Genomic DNA, 25073 nt, shown 5'->3' on the forward strand with positions numbered 1-25073 from the left:
TTTTACCATAAGTTCCGGAAATAACGGCATTTTTCCCTATAAACAGAAAAAAAGCAGGGAGCCATTCCCTGCTTTTAATAGTTTAAATACGATAAAAACGTCATTACATTTTTTTCTTCCGTCAGTTTTTGAATAAATGCCGGCTGCTCGCTAAGATAGGAAAGCTCACTGAATAATTGCTTTACCTTGTTTTGATCTTCATGTTTGACGGCAAGCATAAAAACGAGCGACACCTTTTCCGTCCCCCACTCAATCGGCTCTTTTAAGGTGGCGATTGCAATGGCTGATTGTTTGATATATTTAGAGTTCGCGTGAGGGATAGCAATACCCGCCCCGATATTTGTCGCCGACATTTTTTCTCTCATTACTGCATGAATGCCATACTCTTTTTCTACATAGCCTTTTTCATACAAAGCCTGCGCCAGCTTTTCAATGACCTGATAACGGTGCTCTGTCTCTTGCTGTAAAAAAACGAGAAACGGAGTCGTGTCGTTCAGCATTTTAAACGTTTTTTGCTCCCGGCGGTGTGATGTATCAAGCTGTTGCATAAATGCGCTGAGCTTCTTTTCATCAGCAGACTCCAAAAGCGGTGATACGACAATATGAGGGATCGTTACATTTCCAAGCCCTATCGTAGAAATGACGAAATCTATATCTTTATGCTTTTTGATATACTCTGTCAGCTCCGCTTTTGCGATACAGTCTTTTACCGTAATGTGATGAAATTTGCGTTCAATTTTAGTCCGCAGCAATTGCGACATGCCAATGCCCATATGGCAGACGATGATCGTTCTTTTAGGGTTATGACTGCTTCGGCGCAGCCGTTCGATCGCTGCCTGAAAATGCAGCGTCAAATATGCCGCCTCTTCTTCAGGAATACAGAGATCAAATGTTTGATTGATGTCTTCTAAAACGTCAATGATAAGATGAAACAAATAAGGGTACATTTTTTTGATGTCGTGAAGCATGGGGTTTGAAACAGAGAGATCATAGCTCAGCCGCTTCAACACCGGATCGAGATGAATGTTCAATCCATTGATCAGTTCCTGGTCTTTATGAAAATCCAGCTTTTGCAGTTCTGAAACACGATTGATCAAATGCCTGACGACTTTGGAAAGCTCAGAATCTTCAAGATCAAGCTTCTTTTCTTGCTGCGATGGATAGCGGACTTTCCCGCCTATTATATGTAAAGTTAAATAGACGGCTTCTTCCTCAGGAAACCGTATGGCAAATACCGGCTCAAGCCGTTTTAAACAAGCCAGTGTCCATTCATATTCTTTCTTCTTTTTTACCGCGTCCAGCTGTCTTGCAGAAATGGCGACCGGCTGTTTCATTTTGATACGGCGGATCGTCAGCAATGTATGCAGCAGCAAACTTTCAAATGTTTCATCCGTAAAATAGATAGAATGGTTTTTTTGTAATAACTTGATTTCTTTTCTCACAAAGTCCGCTTCATGACTTAAAAACTTACTTTTTATAAATTGGCTTGTAAATTCCGCATTATCAATCAAATCTGAAATTCGCGCCAATGCTTTTCTTTTGTTTTTTTCGTCTCCTTCAATCTTTAAGCCGAGCCGCTGTTTAGAAACCAGCGTGAGATCAAATCGCTTCAGCCACTCTTCAACCGCACTTACATCCTTTTTAATGGAAGCTCTGTTTACAAAATGCTGTGCGGCAATTTCTTTTGCGGAAACGGGCTTTGAATTCATTAATAAATCATAAGCGATGTGAAGTATTCTTTCTTCATCGGTCTTGTGCCTGCATGTAAAGTGCTCATTATAAATTTGCCGGCTTAACCGTGACCTTTCCTGTTCAGATATATGTAAATAGACGCCTAATCCCGGTTTGCGGATCAGCTGAGCTTGAGCATGTTCATTCAGGAAATCTTCAATCGTTTTCAAATCATTCCTGATCGTTTTTTCAGAACAGCGGACCCTGTCTGCGAAATCTTGCACAACTAAGTAGTCATCAGGTTCAGATAACAACAGATACAAAATCTTTTTCTGCCTTGAATTCATGTATTTCATCTGTTTTTCTATCCTTCCTGTCCGTTTCTGCTGGAGCAATTGTGATAGGTTAAATATACTGCGCATACGAAACCGCTTTCATTTTATAGTGAAACAAAAGAGTAAAAAGTTTTGTTTTTTACCGCAGGTTCCGGAAAAATCATGTTTTATACAGAGGCTGTTCACCTTTGATTGACAGCAAAACACCAACCGTTTTTAAACGATTGGTGTCGGCAGCGAAAACCTGCTGTTACAGCCAAAATGTTTCGCCAATCGCTAATGATTTCAGGTTTTCAGGAGGTAATGCAAGCCGGTCCCACTCGCCGTGCAGTCTGCTTAATGCTTCCGGTCCTGTATCATCAGCAAGCCGGAATGCCCCGTAATGCATGGGAATGAAGCTGTCAGCCTTCAGCTCCAAAAACGCTTTCACGGCGTCTTCCGGATTGATATGTGACACTTGCATAAACCATTCCGGTTCGTATGCCCCGATCGGCAACAGGGCCGCCTTAATACGAAACCTCTCTCCGATTTCTTTAAAGCCTTCAAAATAGCCTGTATCTCCTGCAAAATAGATGGACTCGCCGTTTTCGCTTTCTATGACCCAGCCTCCCCAATGAGAGGTATCGGTATCCCAAAGCGTTCTCCGTGTCCAATGCTGGGCCGGAACAAATGATATATTGACCCCCCGCATCTCAAAACGATCCCACCAATTCATTTCATGAACGTTTTTGCGGCCTTTTTTGTTGAACAGCTTTTTCAATCCCGCAGGCACGTAAAAATCCGGGTTTCCTCTCAGTTTTTTTATACTCGGAAAATCAAGATGATCATAATGCCCGTGTGAAATGAGCACGGCATCAATGTCAGGCAGTTCGCTCAATTCATATCCCGGCTCTGTCAGCCGTTTTTGAAAACCCATCCGCCGCGCCCATACAGGGTCGGTCATTATGTTAAGCCCCTGTATTTGGATCAGAAATGAAGAATGGCCGATCCATGTTATGGCGGTTTCCGTCCGATTGACGGCAACATCACGGACATCCCTAGTGACCGCTTTCGGAATGTTCTCGCTTAAGTCTTTACTTTTCTCTCTTCGTTCTTTCATCCATTTCCACATGTCCCTGAATCCATGTTCATTCTTCACGCCATTCAAGTTTTCATATCTTTTTTTCATTATCATTCTCCCTTGACACGTGTATTCCATTAGATTCATCGGACATTTATACAATGTCTGTAAATACCGCCCCGCTTGCTTCGGCTAAATCTTGAGGCGCTACTTTCAGCTGCATTCCGATTTTCCCCGCACTGACAATCATAAACTCCAGTGTTTCAGCGGATCTATCAATAAAAGTCGGAAACCTTTTTTTCATTCCGATCGGAGAGCAGCCGCCGCGCATATAGCCGGTTACTCCCAAAAGGTCCTTCATGGCAATCATTTCTATTTTCTTCTCACCTGCCGCCTTCGCAGCCTTTTTCAGATTCAGTTCTTTTGCAACGGGAACGACAAAGACGTAATAACGATCAGTTCCTGCAGATGCCACTAAGGTTTTATAAACATATTCGGCAGAGTATCCGATTTTTTGTGAAACGGAAAGACCGTCTGCGGGCTGTCCACCTTCTGTTTTGTAACCTAATAGCTCATAGGGAATGTTTTGCTGCTCAATGATACGGACAGCATTTGTTTTCACTGTTTTTTTCGCCATGGTTTTCCTCCGTTTTCTGTATTTCTTTCTGCTTTATTTTCAACTTCGATTTTAATAAAATGACCGCTCAGTTGCGTGCTTTGTAATACTCAAGTGCAAACTGTTTAAAACGCTCAGCAGCGGGAGAAAGAGCATGGTTTTTCAGCTGGGCTAACGCTATGGTGCGTTCGCATTGGTAATCTGCCACCGGAAGAAAAACGACCGGAAAGTATGAATGCTCCGCGGTTTTCGGCAGCACTGCAGCCCCCAGACCCGCGGCGGTCAGTCCTAATATGGTTGACACTTCCTCTCCTTCAAATGCGAGATGCGGGTGTATATTCAAATCCCGGCACATCAGATCAAACATATACCTCAGCCCGTATCCCGGTTTAAAACCCACAAAATCCTCGTCCTGCATCTCTTTCATTTGAATGCTTTTATTTCCTGCAAGCGGGTGGTTCTCAGGTAGCACCGCATAAAGAGGCTCTTTCTCCAGCACTGTCCATTGTAAAAGCTCGCTGGGAAGCGGCGGGGAGCTGAGACAGATATCCGCATCTCCCGTTTCCACCATTTTGCGAAGCGTTTCATTTGCGCCTTGATAAAGCCGGAAGGTCACGTTTGGGTATAGCTTTTTAAATTCGGCAATCAGCTGAGGCATTAAGCGCAGCCCGAGCGTATGAAGAAATGATACAGATATTTCGCCGTGCTCCAGGCTCATATTCTTTTTCACTTGTTCAACGCCTTCATTTAGAGCTCGTCTCGCTTGTTTTGCTTTTATTAAGAACTGCTCTCCGTGCCTTGTCAGCCGGACGGCTTTTGTCTCTCTGTAAAATAACAGCGCGCCTAATTCTTCTTCAAGCCTGATAATCGATCGGCTTAATGCCGGCTGAGAAATCATTCTTTCTTTTGCCGCATTTGTGAAATGCTGATGAGCTGCCGCCGCAATGAAGTTGTCAATTTGATGAAGCTCCATTTTCTCCTTCTCCCCTTTCTCATAACCTACACGCATTAATTCTATAGTTATTATAAATTAGACACATTGAAATGAAAAGCGTACGATACATATATAACCAACAGTGAGAAAAGAGGGACATTCATGACGTTTATTCAGCCTCATACAAAGGCTTACAGAAAGGCCAGCTTGGCTCTGTTTATCAGCGGCTTTGTGACATTCGCCACGCTTTACACGACACAGCCGCTTATGCCTTTGTTTTCGGAAGAGTTTCATATTTCCGCTGCGGCTGCCAGCTTAACTTTATCCATCTCAACAGCCGTTTTGGCATTTTCATTATTGGCCGCCGCTTCGTTGTCTGACGGATTCGGCAGAAAAAAATTAATGGTGCTGTCGTTAACAGCTACTTCTGTTTTAGGGTTATTAACAGCGTTCAGTCCGGCTTTTCCGGCGCTTTTGGCGATGAGGGGTCTGCTCGGTATTTTCCTGGCAGGCGTTCCGGCTGTCGCTATGACATATGTAGGCGAGGAGTTTGATCCGCAGGGACTCGGGAAAATGATGGGCCTGTATATCAGCGGCACAAGCATCGGGGGAATGAGCGGCAGGCTGTTAACGGGGCTTCTGACCGATGTATTCGGCTGGCGGCCCGCGCTTGCCATCATCGGCATTCTTTCTATTGTATTAAGCTATTTGTTTTGGCGTTTTCTTCCGGCTCCGCGCCATTCGTCTGAGCGGCATGCGGGCGTAAAAGCGGCATGTAAGGAATACGGAGCGGTTCTGCACCGCAAACGGCTGCTTTTGTTAATATCTCTGGGATTTATATTAATGGGGAGTTTTGTGACATTATATAATTATATCGGCTTTCATTTAATGGCGGCTCCTTACCATTTGTCGCAGACTGTGATCGGTTTTATTTTTATTGTCTATCTCGCGGGAACGTTCAGCTCGGTCTATATGGGGAAAAAAGCAGATCTTTTCGGAAGCGCGAAAATGATTAAGATTGCGATTTTTGTTATGCTTGCCGGCGCAGCGGTGACACTTTTGCCCCAGCTTGCGCTTAAAATCGCGGGGATTGCCGTCTTTACCTTCGGCTTTTTCGGCGCGCATTCGATCGCAAGCGCCTGGGTCGGCCGCGCAGCCGGTGATCATCGCGCGCAAGCCTCTTCATTATATCTGCTTGCATACTATATCGGTTCAAGTGTGGCCGGGTCTTGCGGCGGTTTCTTTTGGACGCATTTTCATTGGATCGGTATCATTTCATTTATTTCGGTTTTGCTATTGCTGTCTTATCCGGTTTTATTTCTGGCGGAATTCAGAAAAAAGGGACATAGCCGCCTGCATGTAAATCAATAAAAACATTAAAGATTTGTGCCTTTTGTCCGATACTAAAGATAAGGCCGGCACGATACTCCCTATAACTATTCCTTTTGATTCAGTAGATTTCAAATATCGTGCCGGCTTTCTTCAATTAAAAAACATTCTTCAGTTGTCTCACTCTTCTGTTACATACCTGCCCAAACATCTTTCGCATATCTTCCTTCCGCCTGCAGCTGTTCAAGCCACTCCAAGGAAACTTTTGAATCAGTGTTATGCACCTTTTCATACGCCTGAAGCAGTACATTTTCTACGGCCGGAGCCATTTTGCTTCCGTCACCGCATATATAGAGATGGCCGCCTTGGTCAAGAAGAGCAATAATTTGTTCAGCCTCGCGAAGCAGAACATCCTGTACATATACTTTACAGTCCTGATCTAATCTGGAATACGCTCGGTGCACGGTGACAAGGCCGTTTTTCTCCGCATGGTCGAATTCATCTTTGTACAGATCGTCTTGTTCAGGATGCCGGCAGCCGAAGTATAAATGAGCTTCGCCCAGGATGTTACCGGACATTTTTTCGGCAGCGCGCGCCTGGATAAATCCCCTGAACGGCGCAATTCCTGTGCCTGCTCCGACCATAATGAGAGGCGTTTTCGGATTTTCAGGCAATGCGAAACCCGACTGCGGCGAGCGAATGAAACAGACGGCAGAATCGCCATTCTGTAATCCGGCTAAATAGTTCGAAGCCACGCCCCGGTATTCCCCACGGCCGCTCCATGCCGGAGCCGTCACAACGCCGACCGTGATACTGAGCTCCCCGCTGGCTGCCTTCGGTGAGCTTGAGATTGAATAATAGCGCGCCTTTAAGGACGGCAGAAGTTCTAAAAAGCGCTCAAACGGCAGTTCACAAGCCGGATAATCTTCCAGCAGGTCCAGCATGGTCATTCGTTTTTTCAGCACGTTTTCTTTATATGCCGTATCATCAGAATAAAGATGCTCCAATTCTTTTTGGTGCGGCGGGCACACGGTATGTGCGGCAAGTTCGCGAAGCTGGGCTCTCGTTGCCGGCTCCTGCAGCTCTACATAGGACGCCAAAAGCTCCGGCGCATTAACCGGCCGGTCCATCGGCAGATGAGGCAGCTGCCGGCCCTTGATCTTAAAGTGCTGGTTCGGATCAAGACCGAATCGGCGAATAACACGGCTGATCAGTTCCCCGCTGTTTTGCGGAAGCACCCCGAGATGATCTCCTTCCTGATACGTTTCTGTTTCGGGGAGACGCAGCTCAATATGCCGGACTGAGCGCTTGCTGCTTTCGGTATGAAGCTCTTTGTTCGTGATGACCTCCGCCTCAAATGCTTTGTACGTTTTGGCAATCGGCGTCTCGGCTGCTTCACTTACGTATTCGATTGATAACTGTGATTTGTTTGTCTGTTTTGGAGCGGCCTCTATATGAAAAGCCTTCATGATGTCCTTCCAGAATGAGTCTTCCCAGGCTTCCTGACTGTACTCAAAATCATCGGCATTGTCGCCCTCCCCGATAGAGGTCAGCCGTTTTGCCCCTTTTTCTTCAAGCACTTTGTCTATCAGGCGGGGGATCCTCTGGTAAGTGGCGGCCCAGTTGCGGTCTCCGCAGCCGAAAACGGCGTAAGAAACACCCTTTAATTCCTGATCTTCAAGGGTTTCCATCCATTTCACAAAACCCGCCGCATTATCAGGCGGCGCCCCGTTATAAGAAGCCGTAACAATAACGACCGCGCCTTTTACAGGCAGTTTCCCGGCATAATCATCGAGCGGGCCGGTTTCAGTTGAAAATCCTTTGCTTCTTCCGATATCAGCCAGCTCTTCCGCGATTCCTTCCGCAGTTCCTAAATTTGATCCGTAAAGAATGAGAAGCGGCGTTCCGTGGGACGGGATTTCTTTCGTTTCTTCTTTGTGACCGCTTCCTTCAGCTTTATGGTTTTGTACGGGCTGATGATTGGACACGTCCTTGTTTTTCACACGGATTTTAAAATCACCGGGCTTAATGGTTAGAGCTTCTTTAATCGTAAGCTCATAATCGGTATGATCAATCAGTTCAAAGTGTTTCAGGACAAGGCCGAGCACCATTGTCGCTTCCTGAAGGGCAAACTGCATCCCGATGCATGCTCGCTGTCCGTTTCCGAACGGCTTATATGCATCAGCCGGAATGGCCGCGGGATCACTGAACCTTTCCGGACGGAATAACTCGGCATCTTCTCCCCACGCGCTTTTATCCCGATGCAGCTGCGGAGTCAGAATCGTCACCGGCTGTCCCTTCGCAATCGGATATTTCCCGCCGAGAACCGTATCTTCCTTCGCGTACAGAGAAAATGCCGGGGCAGTCGGATACAGCCGCAAAGTCTCGTTTAACACCATGCGGATATATGTCAGCTGCTGAATCTGCTTATATTCAGGGGTCTCTCCCGTCAGCACCCGCTCGGCTTCCTGAACGGCTTTTTTCAATTTATCTTTATTTTTCAGCAGGCAGTATATCGCAAAAGAAAGCAGCCCGCTTGTGGTTTCATGCCCAGCGATCAAAAAGGTAATGATTTGATAACGGATATTTTCATCATCCAGCCTTTCCCCCGTTACAGGGTCTTTCGCTTCAAGCATCAATGCTAAAAGGTCAGACAGATTCTCATCCGGATTTTCCCTCCGCTCAGCGATGATCCGGTCTACAAGCGAATTCATCTCTTCAATATCCTGCTGGAACTGATGTCGCGTTTTGATCATCAGCTTGTCCTGCAGGCTGTGTCTCTGCGATTGGCGCATTGCCTCCTGCAGGGCACGAAGCATACTTGTGATAAAAGGATGCTGTGTGTCGCGGTAAAAGCTGTTAAAGCGGTAATGAAATCCGCACAGGCCGATTGTATCCAGCGTCAGGCGCGTCATATCTTCGGCAACGTCAATTTCTTCATTCGGATTTAATCTGCTCCACTTCTGCACGAGCTGCATGGCAATATCCAGCATCATTGAATGATAGCCTTTCATCGCCTTCTGGCTGAAGCTCGGCAATAAAATCCGATGCGCTTTCTGCCAGTTCTTTTCGTGAGTCCAGCTCGTAAATAGTCCGTCACCGCCAAACTCGCGGACTTTCAGCAGGGCTTTGCTGAGATTTTTGTCAAATCGCTTTTCATCACAGACTTCTGCCGCGAGCTCGCGGCCTGATACAAAGACCCCGACAGAGCTCGGAAATTCAAAACGAAAGATCGGGCCGTATTCTTCGGCAATTTTCCAAAGCGATTGTGACAGTTTTTCTTTTTCCAAGTGAGGGAGATTTTTCAGAGGCCCGTATGTTTTCGGCTGCGGTATAGCGCTTAGCTGTTTCATATCGATCTTCCTTCCTTCGGCGTATAATTAATGAGTTCTGATGGCATCCCAAGAACATTGTTCCAACTCTTTCAGAAACGGTTTAGTTATTTCGACGCTTCCCGTCCGGATAAGCTGATAGAGTTTGAGATATGCCCCGAGCAGCAGCGCCATCAGCACATTGGACGGCAGATTGCGGAGCACGCCTTCAGACTTGCCGCGCTGAAAAAAGACGTCAAGCATCTGTGTTATTTCATCAAGAAGCTTACGGCTCGTTTCATTCAGAAAGTAGGCGTCCTTATTCGTTTCAAGAAAAAACAATGCATACTCACTTTCCTTCGTAAAATCAATCAGACAATAAAACAGGTGATGAAACCCTTCTCTTACAGATATCCCCTGAAAGTCCGTTTTGACTTTTTTCATAAAACGCTGCGCACTTTCCTGATACAGTACGTTCACAAGTGTCTCTTTACTGTCAAAGTAACGGTAAATTGTGCCGGTTCCGACATCGGCCTGAGCGGCGATCATCGGAATCGTCGTGGCGTCAAATCCTCTATCTGTAAACAAAGTAAGCGACGCTTTCATAATGAGTTCAACCTTGTTTGAAGCTGTCATTTCATCCCCCTTTCTAAATGCGGAATGAATATTCATTCCGTTTGTTCAAAATATTTAAAATGTACGGTCATCTGATTACCATTGTATAAGAAAAAAACTTTTTTTAATATAAAATATATGTGAAGTAACCAAAAATAAGGAAATATGCCCAATTTCACAAAAAGAGCTGCAGTGACTTAAGCAGCTCTTTTTATTTCCCAAGAAATATTCTATTTAATGGCAGTAATAAAATGGAATGAATCTCTGCTGACAACTGAAATGTCTCTGAAATGCTGATCATAGAGCACCTCAATCACATCCTTCTCACTCATCCGCGAAGGTTTCAAAACCATATAGAAACACCCGTCAATTTGAAGAACGCGGTACACTTCTTTACATGCTGTCCGGTAATCGCTGACTGTTTCAGCAGTATGTAATGAGAAGACTTTATGAAAACTGCGGTCGCGGAACGGTATGCTTTCCGGCCTCCCCTGCTGAATGTTTCCGAGCCCGGCTTTTATAACCGAACGGTTTGCGCGCTGTGTTTTCCGTATTTTACGTTTCGATGTTTCTATGCTTTTAAGACTGCCCTTTTCAAGCTGTCCGATGATTTGTTTAAACATTGAGCCGTTTCCGGTCCCGATTTCCAGAATGCGGTCGTATTCCTGTATGTCCATCAAGATTTGCTGAATGACTGACTCTGCCGGTTCTGATGCAGCAAAGTATTTCGCGCGCATTCGTTTTAATGCTGAAGATGTATGTTGCAACATTGTATAACACCCGCTTTTCCATTCCTGTGATTTATTATTCAGAAATAATATTACCTCGTATTAGTATGAGGTACTAACTAGACGCACTTCTCTTTATGAACGTTTCGATTTATTTGAAATTTATATTTGTTTTCATAAAAAAAAGACGGAAAACGTAGGTTTTCCGCCTGCTCTAGTACCAATAATACGGTGCTATATATCTTGTCTGCCGGGAAAGCGCCGCCATTCTCTGCCGGCGGTACGGGTTGCCGTAGCCGTGTTTAAATGAATGGGGCATTGACGCATACCCGTGCCCGATGGATGGAATTCTGTTCTGACCGCCTTGCATGTTATCACCCGCTTACCAATTTTTCTTTCTTTACCATGGTATGCAGGCCGTCTGCGACGTGACAGCAACATCCTCGCTAAACCTGGTCCTTCTCCATTGTGTAATGATTCAGCAGTTCAATTCTGAACATGATGATCTCCTCCTTCTCCTCCGTTTTGGCCCTTCGTGTCCGTTAGTTCATATAAAAATGTTTCAGCTGGCGTTCTTTCGCTTCATTATAAAACTCTTCGACCTGCTGTTCTCGTTCATACTCTTCCGCACTTTTAAAACGCTTTGAAATGGTCAGTGTTAAAAAGAAAAGATTAATGGTCATTATCGCTCACCCCCTTTCAATATCCGCACAAGCGAAAATAACCCGCAGCAAAGTTCATATGCGCTGCGGGCAGACTAAATCCGCAGACAAAAGAAGACGGTGCTTCTTTCCCTGCGGGGAGCTGCGAATGTCCTGATACTCCGAAATTAACGTGCTTGACGGGCAGAGGTTAAGGAAGGACACGAACTCTTCCACAGGCTGAATCGGTTCAATTGTAGATTTTGATTGCCGTTTAACGTCGTCATGTGATTCAACCTCCCTTTGCTTTTTTCTTACTTTGTAAGTATATCCATCAGCTTCCATTTTGTAAACATTTTTTTCAAGATTTGGACGGAAAATGTGCTGGCATTCCGCTTCAATTGTCCGTGTTTTCCGGCATCTTTATTACCTCAGGAAACTCTTTTCATCCCTTGCTTTTTCTGATCTTTTTTTGAATATGCAATAAAATAAATAAGACCGACAAACACTGCCCCGCCGATGACATTCCCAATAAAAGCCGGAATGAGATTGCCAATCAGATCACCCCACGAAAAAGAACCTGCAAAAATCGCAGCCGGGATGATAAACATATTGGCTACAACGTGCTGAAAACCAATTGCGACAAACGCCATAATCGGAAACCATATACCCGCGATTTTTCCGGCTCCGTCTTCTGCGCCGAAAGAAAGCCAGACGGCCAAACAGACAAGCCAGTTACAGCCGATCGCCGAAACAATGACTTTTCCAAACGGCATATCCAATTTGCCTTGTGCGACCGCAATCGTTTTTTCCAAATACGGTCCTGTTTCGGTTAATCCGACAACATGTCCGAAAAAGTAAGCGACAAACAGTGCGCCGACAAGATTCATCAACGTCACGATCACCCAATTTTTCACTAATGCACCGGCGGATATTCTTCTGGAAAACAGCGCCATGGATACCGACATCATATTTCCCGTAATCAGCTCCGCGCCGGCAAGAACGACGAGCACCAATCCGATAGGAAACACGGACGCCCCGATTAAACTCGACAGGCTTCCCCATTCTTTCGGAAGGTCGCCGATGACACGGATATCAAGCAAATAACCGAGTGCGATAAACGCTCCTCCCAAAAATCCTAATACAATCAGTGCTGAAAGCGGTGAATGCACCTTTTTTACCCCTGATTCGACCGCAAGCTCCGCTATTTCGTCCGGTTTACGAAAAGCCATAATAACCCCTCCATTTATCATTTCAGCCCGCAGTTTCCAAAGACACCTAACAAAAAAGGCAGCATTCAACTAACCCGTCTGAAAAAACGGGGTTTGAATGCTGCCTAACTTGTATGCATACCCATACAACAATATCAAGCAGAATGAAAATATGCGGTATAGAATATGTACAGATCATGCACACATTCCATAAAAAATCGTCCTTAGGCCACTGCTGGCAGTTCATATCATATCAAATGTGACAATTTCGTGTCAATTGAATATTGTCAGCTTTTGATTTCTTCTTTATGCTCTTCAATTGAGCGGTCAAAGACAAACACCGATACGGCAATATTTTCCTCTATTTTAATATCTGAAAACAGATGCACCAGCTTTGCTCCGATGAGCTCTTCCATTCCGTCAGGCGTTTGTTTTGAATACAGCTCCTGAATTAAGCTGGTTCGCGCCGCATGAACCATTTCTCTTCCTTCAGGCGTGCGTGCGATAAACTGCTCACTTGCGCTTAGATTGCCGTAAAGTGTAGATACCGCCATGTTATCCACAAAAACGGTGTGAATTCGTTCAGGCCCCTTTCCAAATAATTCTTTGCGCAATTTCCGGATAATATCGTTAAATTCATGAATTTTTTTAGACATATTGTCCCCTCCGATTTTAGCCTATGAAAGACATTCCCGGTTCCCCTTTGTGACATTTCACTTGGTTAAAGTTTTCCTTTCGTATTGTATTATAATAAATATCACCTTATAATAAAAGCAGTGAAGATGGATTTGTAATAGGAAACGTGTTATGAGTCTATCGTTTTATACAAATAGGATTGGTCTGTTAGTAAGACTTGCTAGTGAACTATTCCGCCATGCGTATTTATACCGTTCTCCGGACAGGAGGCCGGTATCTATGTGCATGGCTTTTTTTCGAGTTTACAAGATGGAGGGGAATTGGAAGTGACAGACGTTCAGTCTATCCGTGTCAAAATTGACGGCACGGAGTATGAAGCACCAGAGGGGTCTAAGATTTTAGATATTTTAAACCAAAACGGAATTGAGATTCCGCAAATATGCCATGTACCGGAAGTGGATCCGATTCAAACATGTGACACCTGTATTGTTGAAGTAAACGGGAAATTGCAGCGCTCTTGTTCCACGGCTGCAGAAAACGGGATGTCCATCTCGCTTACGTCGGGAAGGGTAAAAGAGGCTCAGACAGAGGCCATGGACCGCCTGCTCGAGAATCACCTGCTTTACTGTACGGTATGCGATAACAACAACGGCAACTGCACACTGCATAATACAGCGGAAATGATGGGAATTGAGCATCAGAAATATCCGTATACGCCGAAAGATGATTCAAAGTGCGCGGTTGATATGTCTCACCCGTTTTACCGCTATGATCCGAACCAATGCATCGCCTGCGGCCAATGTGTGGAAGTGTGTCAAAACCTTCAGGTGAATGAGACCCTTTCAATTGATTGGGAGCGCGACCGCCCGCGGGTCATTTGGGATGAAGGCGTCGCCATTAATGAATCTTCCTGCGTCAGCTGCGGCCAGTGTGTCACTGTCTGTCCTTGTAACGCACTGATGGAAAAATCAATGCTCGGCCAAGCCGGATTTATGACAGGAATAAAAGAAGATGTCATGGAACCGATGATTGATTTAGTAAAAAATGTTGAACCCGACTATACAAGCATCTTCGCCGTGTCTGAAGTGGAAGCGGCTATGCGCGATAAACGGACGAAAAAAACAAAAACAGTCTGCACGTTCTGCGGCGTCGGATGCTCTTTTGAAGTATGGACAAAAGGCCGTGACATCCTTAAAATTCAGCCTGTTTCCGATGCTCCGGTTAACGCGATTTCCACTTGTGTGAAAGGGAAATTCGGCTGGGACTTCGTGAATTCGGAAGAACGGATTACAAAACCGCTTATCCGGAAAAACGGCGCATTTGTTGAATCGTCATGGGAAGAAGCTCTTGATCTTGTCGCTTCAAGACTCGGTTCGATCAAGGCCGAACACGGAAATGGTTCTGTCGGCTTTATTTCTTCTTCTAAAATTACGAATGAAGACAACTATGTCATCCAAAAATTAGCGCGCCAAGTATTTGAAACCAACAACGTGGATAACTGCTCACGCTACTGCCAGTCACCGGCAACGGACGGCTTATTCCGCACCGTCGGTATGGGCGGAGACGCCGGCACAATTAAAGATATCGCAAAAGCGGGCCTCGTGCTCATCGTCGGCGCCAATCCGGCGGAAGGACATCCGGTTCTGGCCACACGCGTGAAACGCGCCCATAAACTGCACGGCCAAAAACTGATTGTTGCCGATCTGCGCAGAAATGAAATGGCTGAACGGTCCGACCTCTTTATCAGCCCGAAACAAGGGACTGACCAGGTCTGGCTCATGGCAGTAACGAAATATATGATTGACCAAGGCTGGCACGATCAAGCGTTTATTGATGAAAATGTCAACTACTTTGATGATTATAAAGAAACGCTGGAAAAATACACATTGGAATATGCGGAGCGCATCACCGGACTTTCTCAGGATACGATCATCCGTATTGCCGAAATGATTCGTGATGCTGACGGCACTTGTGTTCTTTGGGGCATGGGCGTAACCCAGAATACAGGCGGCTCTGATACATCAGCGGCGATTTCCAACCTGCTGCTTGCCACAGGAAACTACCGCCGTCCGGGCGCCGGAGCCTATCCGCTGCGGGGACATAACAACGTTCAAGGCGCTTGCGATATGGGAACTCTTCCAGGCTGGCTTCCGGGGTATCAGCATATTACCGATGATGCGGCACGCGCTAAATTCGAAAAAGCTTACGGTGTTGAAATTGACGGCAAGCCGGGTCTTGATAATATCGAAATGCTCCATGCGATTGAAGAAGGAAACATGAAAGCCATGTATCTTGTCGGTGAAGATATGGCGCTCGTCGATTCAAACGCCAACCATGTTCATGACATTTTATCCAGCCTTGATTTCTTTGTTGTGCAGGATATTTTCCTTTCAAGAACGGCGCAATACGCGGATGTCATCCTGCCTGCGGTTCCATCTCTTGAAAAAGACGGAACATTTACAAACACAGAGCGGCGTGTGCAAAGATTGTATCAGGCGCTTCCGACACTCGGCGATGCAAAACCCGACTGGTGGATTATTCAGGAAGTCGCCAATCGTTTAGGCGCTGATTGGAATTACACGCATCCTAGCGACATTTTCTCAGAAATGGCGAGCCTTTCTCCGCTGTTCGGAAAAGCAAGCTACGACGTCCTTAGCGGTTGGAACAGCTTCCTGTGGGGAAGCTTTACGGGAGAAAGCACTCCGCTTCTTTATGAAGACGGCTTTAACTTCCCGGACAAAAAAGCCCGTTTTGCGCTGAGCGATTGGGTGGAGCCTGCTGTATTCCCTGAAGAATATGACCTGCATATTAACAACGGACGGATGCTTGAACATTTCCACGAAGGAAACATGACAAACAAGTCAAAAGGCATTCAGTCTAAAGTTCCGGATGTATTTGTTGAAGTATCGCCGGAGCTCGCGGCTGAACGCGGAATTTGCGACGGGACAATGATCCGGCTCGTCTCTCCTTTTGGAGCGGTTAAATTGAACGCGCTTGTGACAGACCGTGTCCGCGCAAATGAGCTTTATCTGCCGATGAACTCTACAGATAAAGATTCTGCGATTAATTTCCTGACCGGGCCTGCGTATGATTCACGGACACATACACCTGCCTATAAGCAGACAAAAGTCCGCATGGAAGTGCTCGGTTCCTGTGATACTCCGCCGCTTCCGAAAACGAATCCGCGGAACAAAAAACGTCATCCGCAAAACGGTGTGGAAGCTCAGCGAAAATGGAACCGTCCGGGCTATGTGCACTTAACTGATTAAGGAAAGGAGGAAACATTATGGCAAGCCCAATTACTGAAATTCAAAAAGAAACGAAAACAGAGGAACAGCTGAAAGCTGAAAAACTGGAAGAGCTGAAGACGCTTCTCGCAGAAAATGAAGAAGCCGTCGCGAAAACGATGTCCATCATGGCAGAGCTGAATAGCTTGGGCATTTTTGATGCCGCCGGCTATATGCTCCAGGCAAAAGAGGAGATTGCCAAAATTGCACTCGAACAGATTTCCCGGGAACCTGTCACCAATCTCCTGAATACGATGATGGCCGCGGGAGGCGCGCTGTCAAAAGCTGATCCCGAATTTATGGGCAGACTTTTAGAAAGCGCCATGGCCGGGACGGATCAGGCGCAAAGATTTTTAAAAGAGGACAGGAAAGTCAGTATGTTTGAACTGATGAAAGCCGTCGGTGATCCTGATATTAACCGCGCGCTCGGCTTCGGGCTGCAGTTTTTAAAAGGAATGGGAAAAGAATTACGCGAAACCCCGTCTGAATAAGAAACGAAAAAGCCATTGTCAAAAGACAATGGCTTTTTTTTATTCTTCGGCCTCTTCCAGCCTCTTTTTATAAATAAGTGAACGGTCAACGCAGAAATAAGCGCCCGCTAAAAATACACAATCCGTTACAAACATCAGCATTTTCTGGCCCGCAGTCAGCCCTTGTCCGGGAAGAACCGCGCCGATATAAATGAAGGTGCTGACTGCAAGCAGAATAAATGCGTAATGCTTAAAATCTTCTAGTAGTGATTTCAGTCTTTTCTTCTCCATATAAGGTCACCTGCCAGTTTTATAGTCTACCAACATTATAATACAAGCTGACAGCCGACAGAGAATGTAAATCTATCCATTCTTTATAAAAGTGAAATCAAGCGCCTGTTTCACATCCGCCGTTAAATCCTCAGTATCCTCAATACCGACTGAGATCCGCACGAGCCCGTCGGTAATGCCAAGCGCAAGCCGGCGGTCGCGCGGGATCGAAGCGTGCGTCATTCTGGACGGCACGGAGATTAAGCTTTCAACCGCTCCTAAACTTTCCGCGATCGTAAACAGGTTCAATTTTTCTAAAAACGCGTCGACGCGTTCGCTGCTGCCGACATCAAAGGAAATCATTCCGCCGAAACCGGAGCTTTGCGCTTTTGTCAGCTCATGGCCCGGATGTTTCGCTGATCCCGGATAGTAGAGCGTTTGAACGGCATCATGCGCTTCAAGCAGCTCGGCGATTTTCCCGGCGCTGTGATTGATAGCATCCATTCTGAGTCCCAGTGTTTTAATGCCTCTCATTAAGAGCCATGAATCCTGCGGTCCTAAAACGCCGCCTGTTGAGTTTTGCACGTAATGAAGCTTTTCACCGAGCTCTTTATCAGCCGTGACGACTAAGCCGCCGACGACATCGCTGTGGCCGCCGAGATATTTTGTCGCGCTGTGCAGCACGATGTCCGCCCCGAAGCTGAGCGGCTGCTGGAAATACGGCGTGTAAAACGTATTATCGACGATAAGCAATACGCCCGCTTCTTTTGCTATGTCAGACATCAGTTTGAGGTCAGTCACTTTCAATAGCGGGTTTGTCGGTGTTTCGATATAAATGGCTTTCGTATTCGGACGGATGGCTTTTTGGACTTTTTCTTTGCTGCTCGTATCGACAAAGTCCGCTTCAATGCCGAAGCGGTTCAGCACGCCTGTCATCACGCGGTAAGTGCCGCCGTATACATCATCCGTCAAAATAACATGATCGCCGCTGTCAAACAGCATCATGACGGCAGTAATCGCAGCCATGCCTGAGCCGAACGCATATCCTGCCGCACCGCCTTCAAGCTCCGCAATTAAGCTTTCAAGCGCCGTCCGCGTCGGATTGGCCGTTCTTGAATATTCATAACCCGTGTGCTCGCCCGCTTTCGGCTGCCGGTACGTGCTTACTTGATAAATCGGTACGGAAACCGCTCCTGTTTTTTCATCTCCCGTAATTCCTCCGTGCACCATCAGCGTTTTTTTCTTCATCTTACTGACCTCCTTGAAAAATGTTTTTGCTTATATATCGATCGCTGCCGTCAGGGAAAATAGTGACGATATTTGATCCGGCGGGCGCTTTTTTCGCTTCTTCAAGCGCTGCATAAAGAGCCGCCCCTGAAGAGCTTCCGATTAAGAGGCCTTCTTTCTCGGCCGCTTCTCTGACAAGCGAAAACGCCGTATCGTCTTCCACCGTGTAAATGGCGTCAAAATGGTTCTCATCCATATAATCCGGGATAAACTCCATGCCGATGCCTTCCGTTTTATGGGCATGCGGCTCTCCGCCATTCAGGATCGAGCCTTCCGGTTCAACGATCACCGTTTTGACGGCAGGATTTTTCTCTTTTAAATAAGCTGCCGTACCGGCAAAAGTGCCGCCGGAACCAGCTCCTGCGACAAAAGCGTGGATATCCCCGCCGAGCGCGTTCCATATTTCGGGCCCGATCGTTTTATAGTAAGTCAATGGATTTACTCGGTTTTTAAATTGCAGAACGGCATAAGAATTATTAATCTCTCTCTCCAGTTCAACCGCTTTTCGAATGGCTCCCTGCATGCCTTCTTCTCTCGGCGTATGCACGATGTCCGCCCCGAGAGCTTTCATAATTTGCTGCTTTTCTCTGCTGAAATGCTCCGGGACGCAAAAAACGGCGCGAAGCTGATGCTTTCTGGCGCACAGAGCGAGTCCGATCCCGGTGTTTCCGGCAGTCGCCTCAATGATAACGCCGCCCGGTTTCACCTTTCCAGTGCGAAGCGCATCTTCAATGAGCATCCCGCCCAGCCTGTCTTTAATGCTTCCGCCCGGATTCATCATCTCAAGCTTAGCATAAACCGCTGTTCCCTCCGGTATATCAAAATGCTTGAGACGGAGCAGCGGTGTATTTCCGATCAGTTCTGTAATATCTGTTATCACGTTCAAGATATGTCCTCCTCCTGGAAAAGCGGAGGAGAACGAGAATCCCCCGCTTAGTGAATTCGTTTGATGACATTCAGGACAAGCTCAGTTGAATGAACGGCAGCCTGTTCTAAAAATTTATCAAATGAAACGTCAGATTCTTTTCCGGCAATATCAGATAAAGCTCTGATGACAACAAAAGGCGTTTTGAACTGGTGGCACACCTGTGCGACAGCCGCAGCTTCCATCTCAACCGCGTACAAATCCGCAAATTTGGCGCGTACGTCTTCAACCCGCTTCGGATCATTCATAAAAGAATCACCCGTAGCGATTGTGCCTTTGGCGACTTGAATGCCGTTCAGTTCAGAAACCGCTTCCTCAGTAATGCTGATCAGCTTTTCATCAGCTTTGTATGCTGCCGGAAGACCCGGCACCTGTCCGTATTCATAGTCAAACGCCGTCACATCCACGTCATGATGGCGGACATCTGTTGAGATGACGACGTCGCCTACATTCAATGTATGATGAAAACCGCCTGCTGAGCCTGTGTTAATCACATAATCAGGTTTGAAACGGTCAAGCAGAAGCGTCGTGCTGATCGCCGCGTTGACTTTCCCGATACCTGATTTCAGCAAGATGACTTCGATGCCTTCATAGCTGCCAGTTGTAAACTCACAGTGAGCGATCATCTCTTGTTTTGCGTCTTTCAGTTTGCTTCTTAAAATCGTAACTTCCTCTTCCATTGCTCCGATGACTGCCAGTTTCATTTATACACAATCCCTTCGATTTACCGTTTAATCGCCTCCATTATCCAGACAAAGTCATTTTGCTGCGTAAACCGCGCGGCAAATCCCTCTTCTGAAAAGATGTTTTTCATTGTCGCGAGTGTCGGATAATGTTCCGTCTTTAAATCGTCCGCTAATTGATGATAGCCGTTTCGGCTTGCTTTTTGAATGGCTTCATCATAAGCTTCATGATCTTTAAAGACAGTATCGGCAAACACTATTTTATCATGCTTCTGAAGGATTGCGCCATACTGCTTTACAGCCGTTCGCTTTTCTTCATCGGTTAAATGATGAAAGGCGTACGAGCTGACGATGGTATCTATTTGAAAAGGCGGAGCGGGAAACTCCAGAAAATCTCCGTCACTGAACACGGCTTTGTCAGAAAGCTTGTCAGCCGCCAGTTTTCTCATTGACGGAGACGGTTCTACACCAAACACCTTTTTGTTCGCGGCGGCTAATTTCGCCGTTAAATTCCCCGTTCCCGGTCCGAACTCTAAAACGTTTGAACCTGAAAGTGCGACAATGCTGTCAAGAATGTTGTCATATCCTTTAAAAACAGCAGCATATTGTTTGTCAGCCCCGTGCACTGTGGCGTCATAAGTCGCTGCCCAATCTTCAAATAAAGGAATAAATTCACGGCCCATATTTTTCACTCTCCATATTTTATAATTCCTATGAGTATAGTATGGATTAATCGTGGAACAGTTCCTATCCTATCACAAAAAAGAATGGAAGGGTACTAAAATACTCTGGGATTATTGCGCAATTACGGCAGAAAGGCTTATACTTTCATTGACTCAGAAGTAAAATCAGGAGGATCTGTACTGATGAATTTTCAATTGGATTTAATCAAAGATAAAGTAGAATTTTTCGAAGCGGCATCTTTGCAGGAGCTTGAAAAGAAAATAAACGTTCAGATTGAAAACAACCAGGCGATTATGCTTCGCGTCCGTTCCGTATCCCATCAGGTGACGGCCGTTGACGGCAGAATCCTTTACAGCGCGTCGGTGCATTTTTCAGCTGACGTATGACAGAAAAAAGCAGCTGAATAATCAGCTGCTTTTTTGCGGTTATTTTAAGGTTTCTACTTTTGTCGGCTTCCAGCCTTTTTTGTCTTTCCAAGTGATGGTGACCTGATACTTTTTGCCGTTCGTTTTGTCTAAAACTTTACCCTTCGCATCTTGCGGACTTCCATTGTTTCCGAGCCACAGCACTGTCATGTGATCTTTTGACACGCCGGTTGCGTAAGAGATGGCGTCAAGCATTTCGGCCCAGTCTTCAGAGCTTGAGTCATACGTCGCCGCATGTTCTCCCGTCTGCTTTGTGCCGACCGCTTTCCATTTTGGGTTAACAATTGTTTTCTCGACATCGCTTGATGAGCCGCCCTCTGTTATTTTTGCGCCTTTAAAAGGATCGCTTGAATCAGAGTCTTTTTTGCTGCTGTCATCACTTTTCGATGAATCATCGTCTTTTTTGCTGTCAGAGTCTGAAGATGAATCAGATGTGTCCTTATCTTGTTTATCTTTTTTGTCATCGTCTGATGCCGTATCTTTTTTGCTGTCTTTTATGTCTTCATCCGATGTCTGCTTCGTCTTGCCTGATGCAGGTGTTTCCTGCTTCTGGCTCGTGTCCGCTTTTTCGCTCACGTCGCCCGACGGACTGTTGATGAAGAGGCTGACGGCAACGACGACAATAAGAATAGATACGATAGCAATTAAAATGTTAAGCACCATATTTGCTTTTCTGCGCTTATCACGGTTTTCAAAACGAGATTGTTTATTGCTCAATCATTCTGCACTCCTTTATCCCTCTTGCTCAGCATATATTTTAACATGGGCTGAGCGGTTGTTCTATGTCTGATTTATTTCATTTTCATGTACCTTTTTAACAATATCATAAAACACTGTATTTGTCAGAGCCTTATCCCCCGGCGTGTCCATGTGCAGCACCACGAGAGCGTATTTCGGCTTGTCCGCGGGAAAGTATCCCGCAAACCATTTGTGGTAAAGCGTCTGTTTTTCTTTTGTGAACATTCCCGTCTGGGCCGTTCCCGATTTGCCTGCTATCTCATACGGCAGATCCTGAAACCTTCGGCCGGTTCCTTTCGGTGAGGTGACGACTTCTCTGAGAATTTTTTGAAGCTGCTGCGCCGTATATTTGTCGATGTTTTCCCCTTTTAACGGCTGATCTTTGAATGACGCCATCGTCGTTTTGTTTTTGTATTCAATTTTGTCCGCGATTTTGACTTGTTTTTTTTCACCGCCGCGCGCGATCGCCGCCATCATATTGGCGACTTCAAGAGGCGTGACTTTCACGTTTTTTTGCCCGATCGCCGTCTGTGCGACGGCTTTTTTTACGGTTTTGTCTTTGTCATCTCCCCAAATGACCCCGCTTTTTTCATTATACAGCTGCCTGAATCCGTCTTCCCGGTACAGCTTGCCTTCCCAGCCCGCCCGCTGGGTGAGACCGAGTTTTTCTGCCATGTTTTCAATAACGGAATCATCTTTTTTGATCAATTTTTCCGCAAGACTTGTAAACGTATAATTGCAGCTTTGGGCAAAGCTTTCTCCAAAACTGAGCGTGCCTTTGTCATCCCCCGGCTCTCCGTACAGGTTGAGATTGCAGTTAAAGGATGTGCCCGGCTTCACTTCGTTTTGTTCTATTGCGGCTGCGGCGATCACCGTTTTAAATACTGATCCCGGATAAATCGGCGTCAGCATGTAATTTTGCAGTGTCTGCTGCTTTGACATGTCGGCGTCAGGCTTTGATACCATTCCGAGCACACTGCTTTTTTCAATGTCTAAAAGGACGGCTCCCCCCTTTTTTAACCCGCGGTCTTTCAATACATCTTCCATTGCTTTTTGAATATTGCGGTCGATGGAGGTTTTGACTTGCAGCGGATAAAACGCGTTTGCTTCAGCCGTATATTTGACGTCCATTCCGAATAAAGGGTTTCCCCTTCCGTCGACATGATACAAAAGTTTTGTGTCCTGATCCGCAAGTAAAAACTCATCAAACGTCCGCTCCATCCCGCTTGTCCCGATTTTTGCCGTGATCGGCAGTTCCTTCCTGCCGGGGTATTTCTTTTTCAAAAGCTCAGGGTCCTGGTTTGTCGCGCCAAACAAATGAGCGGCTATGTTTGTTTCTTTGCTGTCTTTCATATATACGCCGTAAATGCCGGGATATTTCAAAGAATTGATATTTGACACGGATTGTTTCGTCAAATGTTTTATTTTTCTGCTGTTCAGGATCACCGGTTTTTTTGCTTCCGTGAGCAGCTGCCTGAGCTCCCCCTGTTTCATTCCGAGAATGTCTGATACCCGGTCAACCGGCCAATCCTGCGTCACGAGAAAGGGAAACAGTATGACGGCAGGCTGCTTTTTTCCGGTCAGTTCTTTGCCGTTCCGATCAAGAAAAGAGCCGCGTCCGTCTGAAATAAGGACTTCTTCCGTCCGCTGCTTGACGCTCTCCTGAATCAGATTAATATTGGATTTTGAAAAAGATTCTGTGAAAAACAGCTGAATTTCAGCCAGCCTCGCAAGCAGAAAGAAAAACACGAGCAGAAAACAAATCACGGCCGCTTTCAGCCTTTTTGATACGATCATAAAAAACACCTCATCCACATTTTGGACGAGGTGTTTCATTGTTAAACGGATCTTATGAAATTTTCACAATTTTCACGAGCATTTCTCCGCCCGGCGTCTGAACTGTCACTTCTTCGTCCACTTTTCTGCCGAGCAGGCTTTTGGCGATTGGCGAGTCGTTTGAAATTTTCCCTTCAAACGGATCAGCTTCAGCGCTTCCGACAATCGTGTAAGATTCTTCTTCACCGTCCGGCAATTCGATGAATGATACGGTTTTTCCCAAACCGACTACATTTGAACCGCCGTCGTCCTCGATGATCTTCGCATTGCGGATCATGTTTTCAAGCGTCGTGATGCGCCCTTCCACAAATGCCTGTTCTTCTTTTGCGGAATCATACTCAGAGTTCTCTGACAGATCTCCGAAGCTTCTTGCGATTTTAATGCGTTCTACTACTTCTTTACGTTTAACCGTTTTCAATTGCTCTAATTCTTGTTCAAGTTTTTGTTTTCCTTCGTGAGTCATCGGAAAAACTTTTTCTTGTGCCATGTTCCTTCACTCCTTGGTGGTTGTCCCTCAACAATAACGTGTGATTATGTATGAGAGCATAAACGAAAAAATCAAGAATGAGAACACAGGGCAGTCCTCGTTCTTCTCTCCCATATAGGTACTGTTTATCTTAAACTGAATATGTGTTTTCTGCAAATGTTTCGGTTTATAAACAGGGAAAGAAGGGAACTGTCTCATTCCCTTCCAGCCTATACATAATATGGTCTGAGTTATTTATGTCTATGCTATGGTATTACAAAATTGCATTTTGTTCAAGGATCGTTTGAATCTTCGTGACCATCAGATCAATCGCGACGTGGTTTTGCCCGCCTTCCGGAATAATGATGTCCGCGTAGCGTTTCGTCGGTTCAACAAACTGATTGTGCATCGGTCTGACGACGGACACATACTGCTCAATGACAGAATCGATTGAACGGCCTCTTTCGTTAATATCTCTCATAATCCGTCTGATGATACGGAGATCCGCGTCCGTGTCAACATAAAGTTTCATATCCATGAGGTCGCGAAGCCTTTTATCTTCGAGAACGAGAATGCCTTCCAGAATAATGACATCCTTCGGCTCAACCGGAATGGTTTCCTCAGATCGCGTATGCAGTTTATAATCATAAATCGGCTTTTCTATCGGCCGGTAATTCAAAAGCTCTTGAATATGCTCGATTAAATAGTCATTATCAAATGCGAGCGGGTGATCATAGTTTGTGTTCAGCCTTTCTTCAAACGGAAGATGGCTTTGGTCTTTATAATAAAGGTCTTGCTGGATCATTAAAATCGAGTGTCCTTTAAACTGCTCATAGATGGAACGGGTGACGCTTGTTTTTCCTGATCCGGAACCTCCTGCGATGCCTATAACTACAGGACTCTTACCCATTGGTG

24 protein-coding genes are annotated in these 25073 nt (G+C 45.8%); 4 read left to right on the plus strand and 20 right to left on the minus strand.

All coding sequences use genetic code 11. From position 1 onward, the window contains the following. Nucleotides 1-74 precede the first annotated feature (74 nt). From manR to G4O42_RS12380, 4 genes are all read right to left on the minus strand, one after another. Entirely contained in the window at nucleotides 75-2027 is a 1953-nt protein-coding gene (gene manR, locus G4O42_RS12365; protein WP_032873903.1) for a mannose transport/utilization transcriptional regulator ManR, read from the minus strand. 229 nt (nucleotides 2028-2256) lie between these two features. Continuing rightward, nucleotides 2257-3174 (minus strand): MBL fold metallo-hydrolase, encoded by a 918-nt coding sequence (locus tag G4O42_RS12370; protein WP_032873902.1) that lies wholly within the window; start codon nucleotides 3172-3174, stop codon nucleotides 2257-2259. 46 nt (nucleotides 3175-3220) lie between these two features. Then, the gene (gene ybaK / locus G4O42_RS12375; protein ID WP_032873901.1) at nucleotides 3221-3703 is read right to left on the minus strand and encodes a Cys-tRNA(Pro) deacylase; all 483 of its coding nucleotides are present in this window, start codon (nucleotides 3701-3703) and stop codon (nucleotides 3221-3223) included. A 67-nt stretch (nucleotides 3704-3770) separates the two neighbouring features. After that, nucleotides 3771-4655, minus strand: coding sequence for a LysR family transcriptional regulator (locus tag G4O42_RS12380; protein ID WP_032873900.1), 885 nt, complete (start codon nucleotides 4653-4655; stop codon nucleotides 3771-3773). Between the two features lie 123 nt (nucleotides 4656-4778). Between G4O42_RS12380 and G4O42_RS12385 the strand changes: the two genes are divergently transcribed. Beyond that, the gene (locus G4O42_RS12385; protein WP_032873899.1) at nucleotides 4779-5987 is read left to right on the plus strand and encodes an MFS transporter; all 1209 of its coding nucleotides are present in this window, start codon (nucleotides 4779-4781) and stop codon (nucleotides 5985-5987) included. Between the two features lie 149 nt (nucleotides 5988-6136). On the opposite strand, the gene G4O42_RS12390 is transcribed toward G4O42_RS12385, so the two are convergent. The 7 genes from G4O42_RS12390 to G4O42_RS12420 form a co-directional block, all read right to left on the minus strand. Next, nucleotides 6137-9298 carry a bifunctional cytochrome P450/NADPH--P450 reductase gene (locus G4O42_RS12390; RefSeq protein ID WP_032873897.1) on the minus strand — a complete coding sequence of 1054 codons (3162 nt, stop codon included), beginning with the start codon at nucleotides 9296-9298 and terminating at the stop codon, nucleotides 6137-6139. Nucleotides 9299-9325: 27 nt separating this feature from the next. After that, a complete protein-coding gene (locus G4O42_RS12395) occupies nucleotides 9326-9892 on the minus strand; it encodes a TetR/AcrR family transcriptional regulator (RefSeq protein ID WP_003152789.1) in 567 nt (188 codons plus the stop codon). A 209-nt stretch (nucleotides 9893-10101) separates the two neighbouring features. Then, on the minus strand, nucleotides 10102-10641 hold the full coding sequence (locus tag G4O42_RS12400) for a class I SAM-dependent methyltransferase (protein WP_007408228.1): 540 nt from the start codon (nucleotides 10639-10641) through the stop codon (nucleotides 10102-10104). Nucleotides 10642-10813: 172 nt separating this feature from the next. Further along, complete coding sequence (locus tag G4O42_RS12405) at nucleotides 10814-10969, minus strand: hypothetical protein (protein WP_007408227.1); 156 nt, start codon at nucleotides 10967-10969, stop codon at nucleotides 10814-10816. A 172-nt stretch (nucleotides 10970-11141) separates the two neighbouring features. Further along, complete coding sequence (locus tag G4O42_RS12410; protein WP_003152787.1) at nucleotides 11142-11282, minus strand: YrzI family small protein; 141 nt, start codon at nucleotides 11280-11282, stop codon at nucleotides 11142-11144. A 389-nt stretch (nucleotides 11283-11671) separates the two neighbouring features. Further along, on the minus strand, nucleotides 11672-12472 hold the full coding sequence (locus tag G4O42_RS12415; RefSeq protein WP_007408225.1) for a formate/nitrite transporter family protein: 801 nt from the start codon (nucleotides 12470-12472) through the stop codon (nucleotides 11672-11674). Nucleotides 12473-12738: 266 nt separating this feature from the next. Beyond that, a complete protein-coding gene (locus G4O42_RS12420) occupies nucleotides 12739-13107 on the minus strand; it encodes a Na-translocating system protein MpsC family protein (RefSeq protein WP_007408224.1) in 369 nt (122 codons plus the stop codon). 306 nt (nucleotides 13108-13413) lie between these two features. Between G4O42_RS12420 and fdhF the strand changes: the two genes are divergently transcribed. Continuing rightward, nucleotides 13414-16356, plus strand: coding sequence for a formate dehydrogenase subunit alpha (gene fdhF / locus G4O42_RS12425; protein WP_087920802.1), 2943 nt, complete (start codon nucleotides 13414-13416; stop codon nucleotides 16354-16356). 17 nt (nucleotides 16357-16373) lie between these two features. After that, nucleotides 16374-16865: a helical membrane plugin domain-containing protein gene (locus G4O42_RS12430; RefSeq protein ID WP_032873894.1), complete on the plus strand. Its 492-nt coding sequence runs from the start codon at nucleotides 16374-16376 to the stop codon at nucleotides 16863-16865. 39 nt (nucleotides 16866-16904) lie between these two features. On the opposite strand, the gene G4O42_RS12435 is transcribed toward G4O42_RS12430, so the two are convergent. The 5 genes from G4O42_RS12435 to G4O42_RS12455 all read right to left on the minus strand — a co-directional run bounded on the left by G4O42_RS12435 (nucleotide 16905) and on the right by G4O42_RS12455 (nucleotide 20692). Beyond that, on the minus strand, nucleotides 16905-17135 hold the full coding sequence (locus tag G4O42_RS12435) for a YrhC family protein (RefSeq protein ID WP_032873893.1): 231 nt from the start codon (nucleotides 17133-17135) through the stop codon (nucleotides 16905-16907). Between the two features lie 72 nt (nucleotides 17136-17207). Further along, nucleotides 17208-18362 carry a bifunctional cystathionine gamma-lyase/homocysteine desulfhydrase gene (locus tag G4O42_RS12440; RefSeq protein WP_032873892.1) on the minus strand — a complete coding sequence of 385 codons (1155 nt, stop codon included), beginning with the start codon at nucleotides 18360-18362 and terminating at the stop codon, nucleotides 17208-17210. A gap of 1 nt (nucleotide 18363) precedes the next feature. After that, the gene (locus tag G4O42_RS12445) at nucleotides 18364-19287 is read right to left on the minus strand and encodes an O-acetylserine dependent cystathionine beta-synthase (protein ID WP_032873891.1); all 924 of its coding nucleotides are present in this window, start codon (nucleotides 19285-19287) and stop codon (nucleotides 18364-18366) included. A gap of 47 nt (nucleotides 19288-19334) precedes the next feature. Beyond that, on the minus strand, nucleotides 19335-20030 hold the full coding sequence (gene mtnN / locus G4O42_RS12450) for a 5'-methylthioadenosine/S-adenosylhomocysteine nucleosidase (protein WP_007612774.1): 696 nt from the start codon (nucleotides 20028-20030) through the stop codon (nucleotides 19335-19337). A 20-nt stretch (nucleotides 20031-20050) separates the two neighbouring features. Continuing rightward, entirely contained in the window at nucleotides 20051-20692 is a 642-nt protein-coding gene (locus G4O42_RS12455; RefSeq protein ID WP_032873890.1) for a class I SAM-dependent methyltransferase, read from the minus strand. Between the two features lie 183 nt (nucleotides 20693-20875). Between G4O42_RS12455 and G4O42_RS12460 the strand changes: the two genes are divergently transcribed. Next, nucleotides 20876-21079, plus strand: coding sequence for a YrzA family protein (locus G4O42_RS12460; protein ID WP_003152771.1), 204 nt, complete (start codon nucleotides 20876-20878; stop codon nucleotides 21077-21079). Nucleotides 21080-21118: 39 nt separating this feature from the next. On the opposite strand, the gene G4O42_RS12465 is transcribed toward G4O42_RS12460, so the two are convergent. The 4 genes from G4O42_RS12465 to udk form a co-directional block, all read right to left on the minus strand. Further along, nucleotides 21119-21835, minus strand: a complete 717-nt coding sequence (locus G4O42_RS12465) for a YrrS family protein (RefSeq protein ID WP_014418462.1) — start codon at nucleotides 21833-21835, stop codon at nucleotides 21119-21121. A gap of 63 nt (nucleotides 21836-21898) precedes the next feature. Next, nucleotides 21899-23653, minus strand: a complete 1755-nt coding sequence (locus G4O42_RS12470; protein WP_032873888.1) for a peptidoglycan D,D-transpeptidase FtsI family protein — start codon at nucleotides 23651-23653, stop codon at nucleotides 21899-21901. A 52-nt stretch (nucleotides 23654-23705) separates the two neighbouring features. Further along, nucleotides 23706-24179, minus strand: coding sequence for a transcription elongation factor GreA (gene greA, locus G4O42_RS12475; RefSeq protein WP_003152766.1), 474 nt, complete (start codon nucleotides 24177-24179; stop codon nucleotides 23706-23708). A gap of 253 nt (nucleotides 24180-24432) precedes the next feature. Then, nucleotides 24433-25068: a uridine kinase gene (udk, locus tag G4O42_RS12480; RefSeq protein WP_003152763.1), complete on the minus strand. Its 636-nt coding sequence runs from the start codon at nucleotides 25066-25068 to the stop codon at nucleotides 24433-24435. Nucleotides 25069-25073: the final 5 nt, after the last annotated feature.

Source organism: Bacillus sp. LUNF1, from assembly GCF_011008975.1.
GTDB lineage: Bacteria > Bacillota > Bacilli > Bacillales > Bacillaceae > Bacillus > Bacillus velezensis.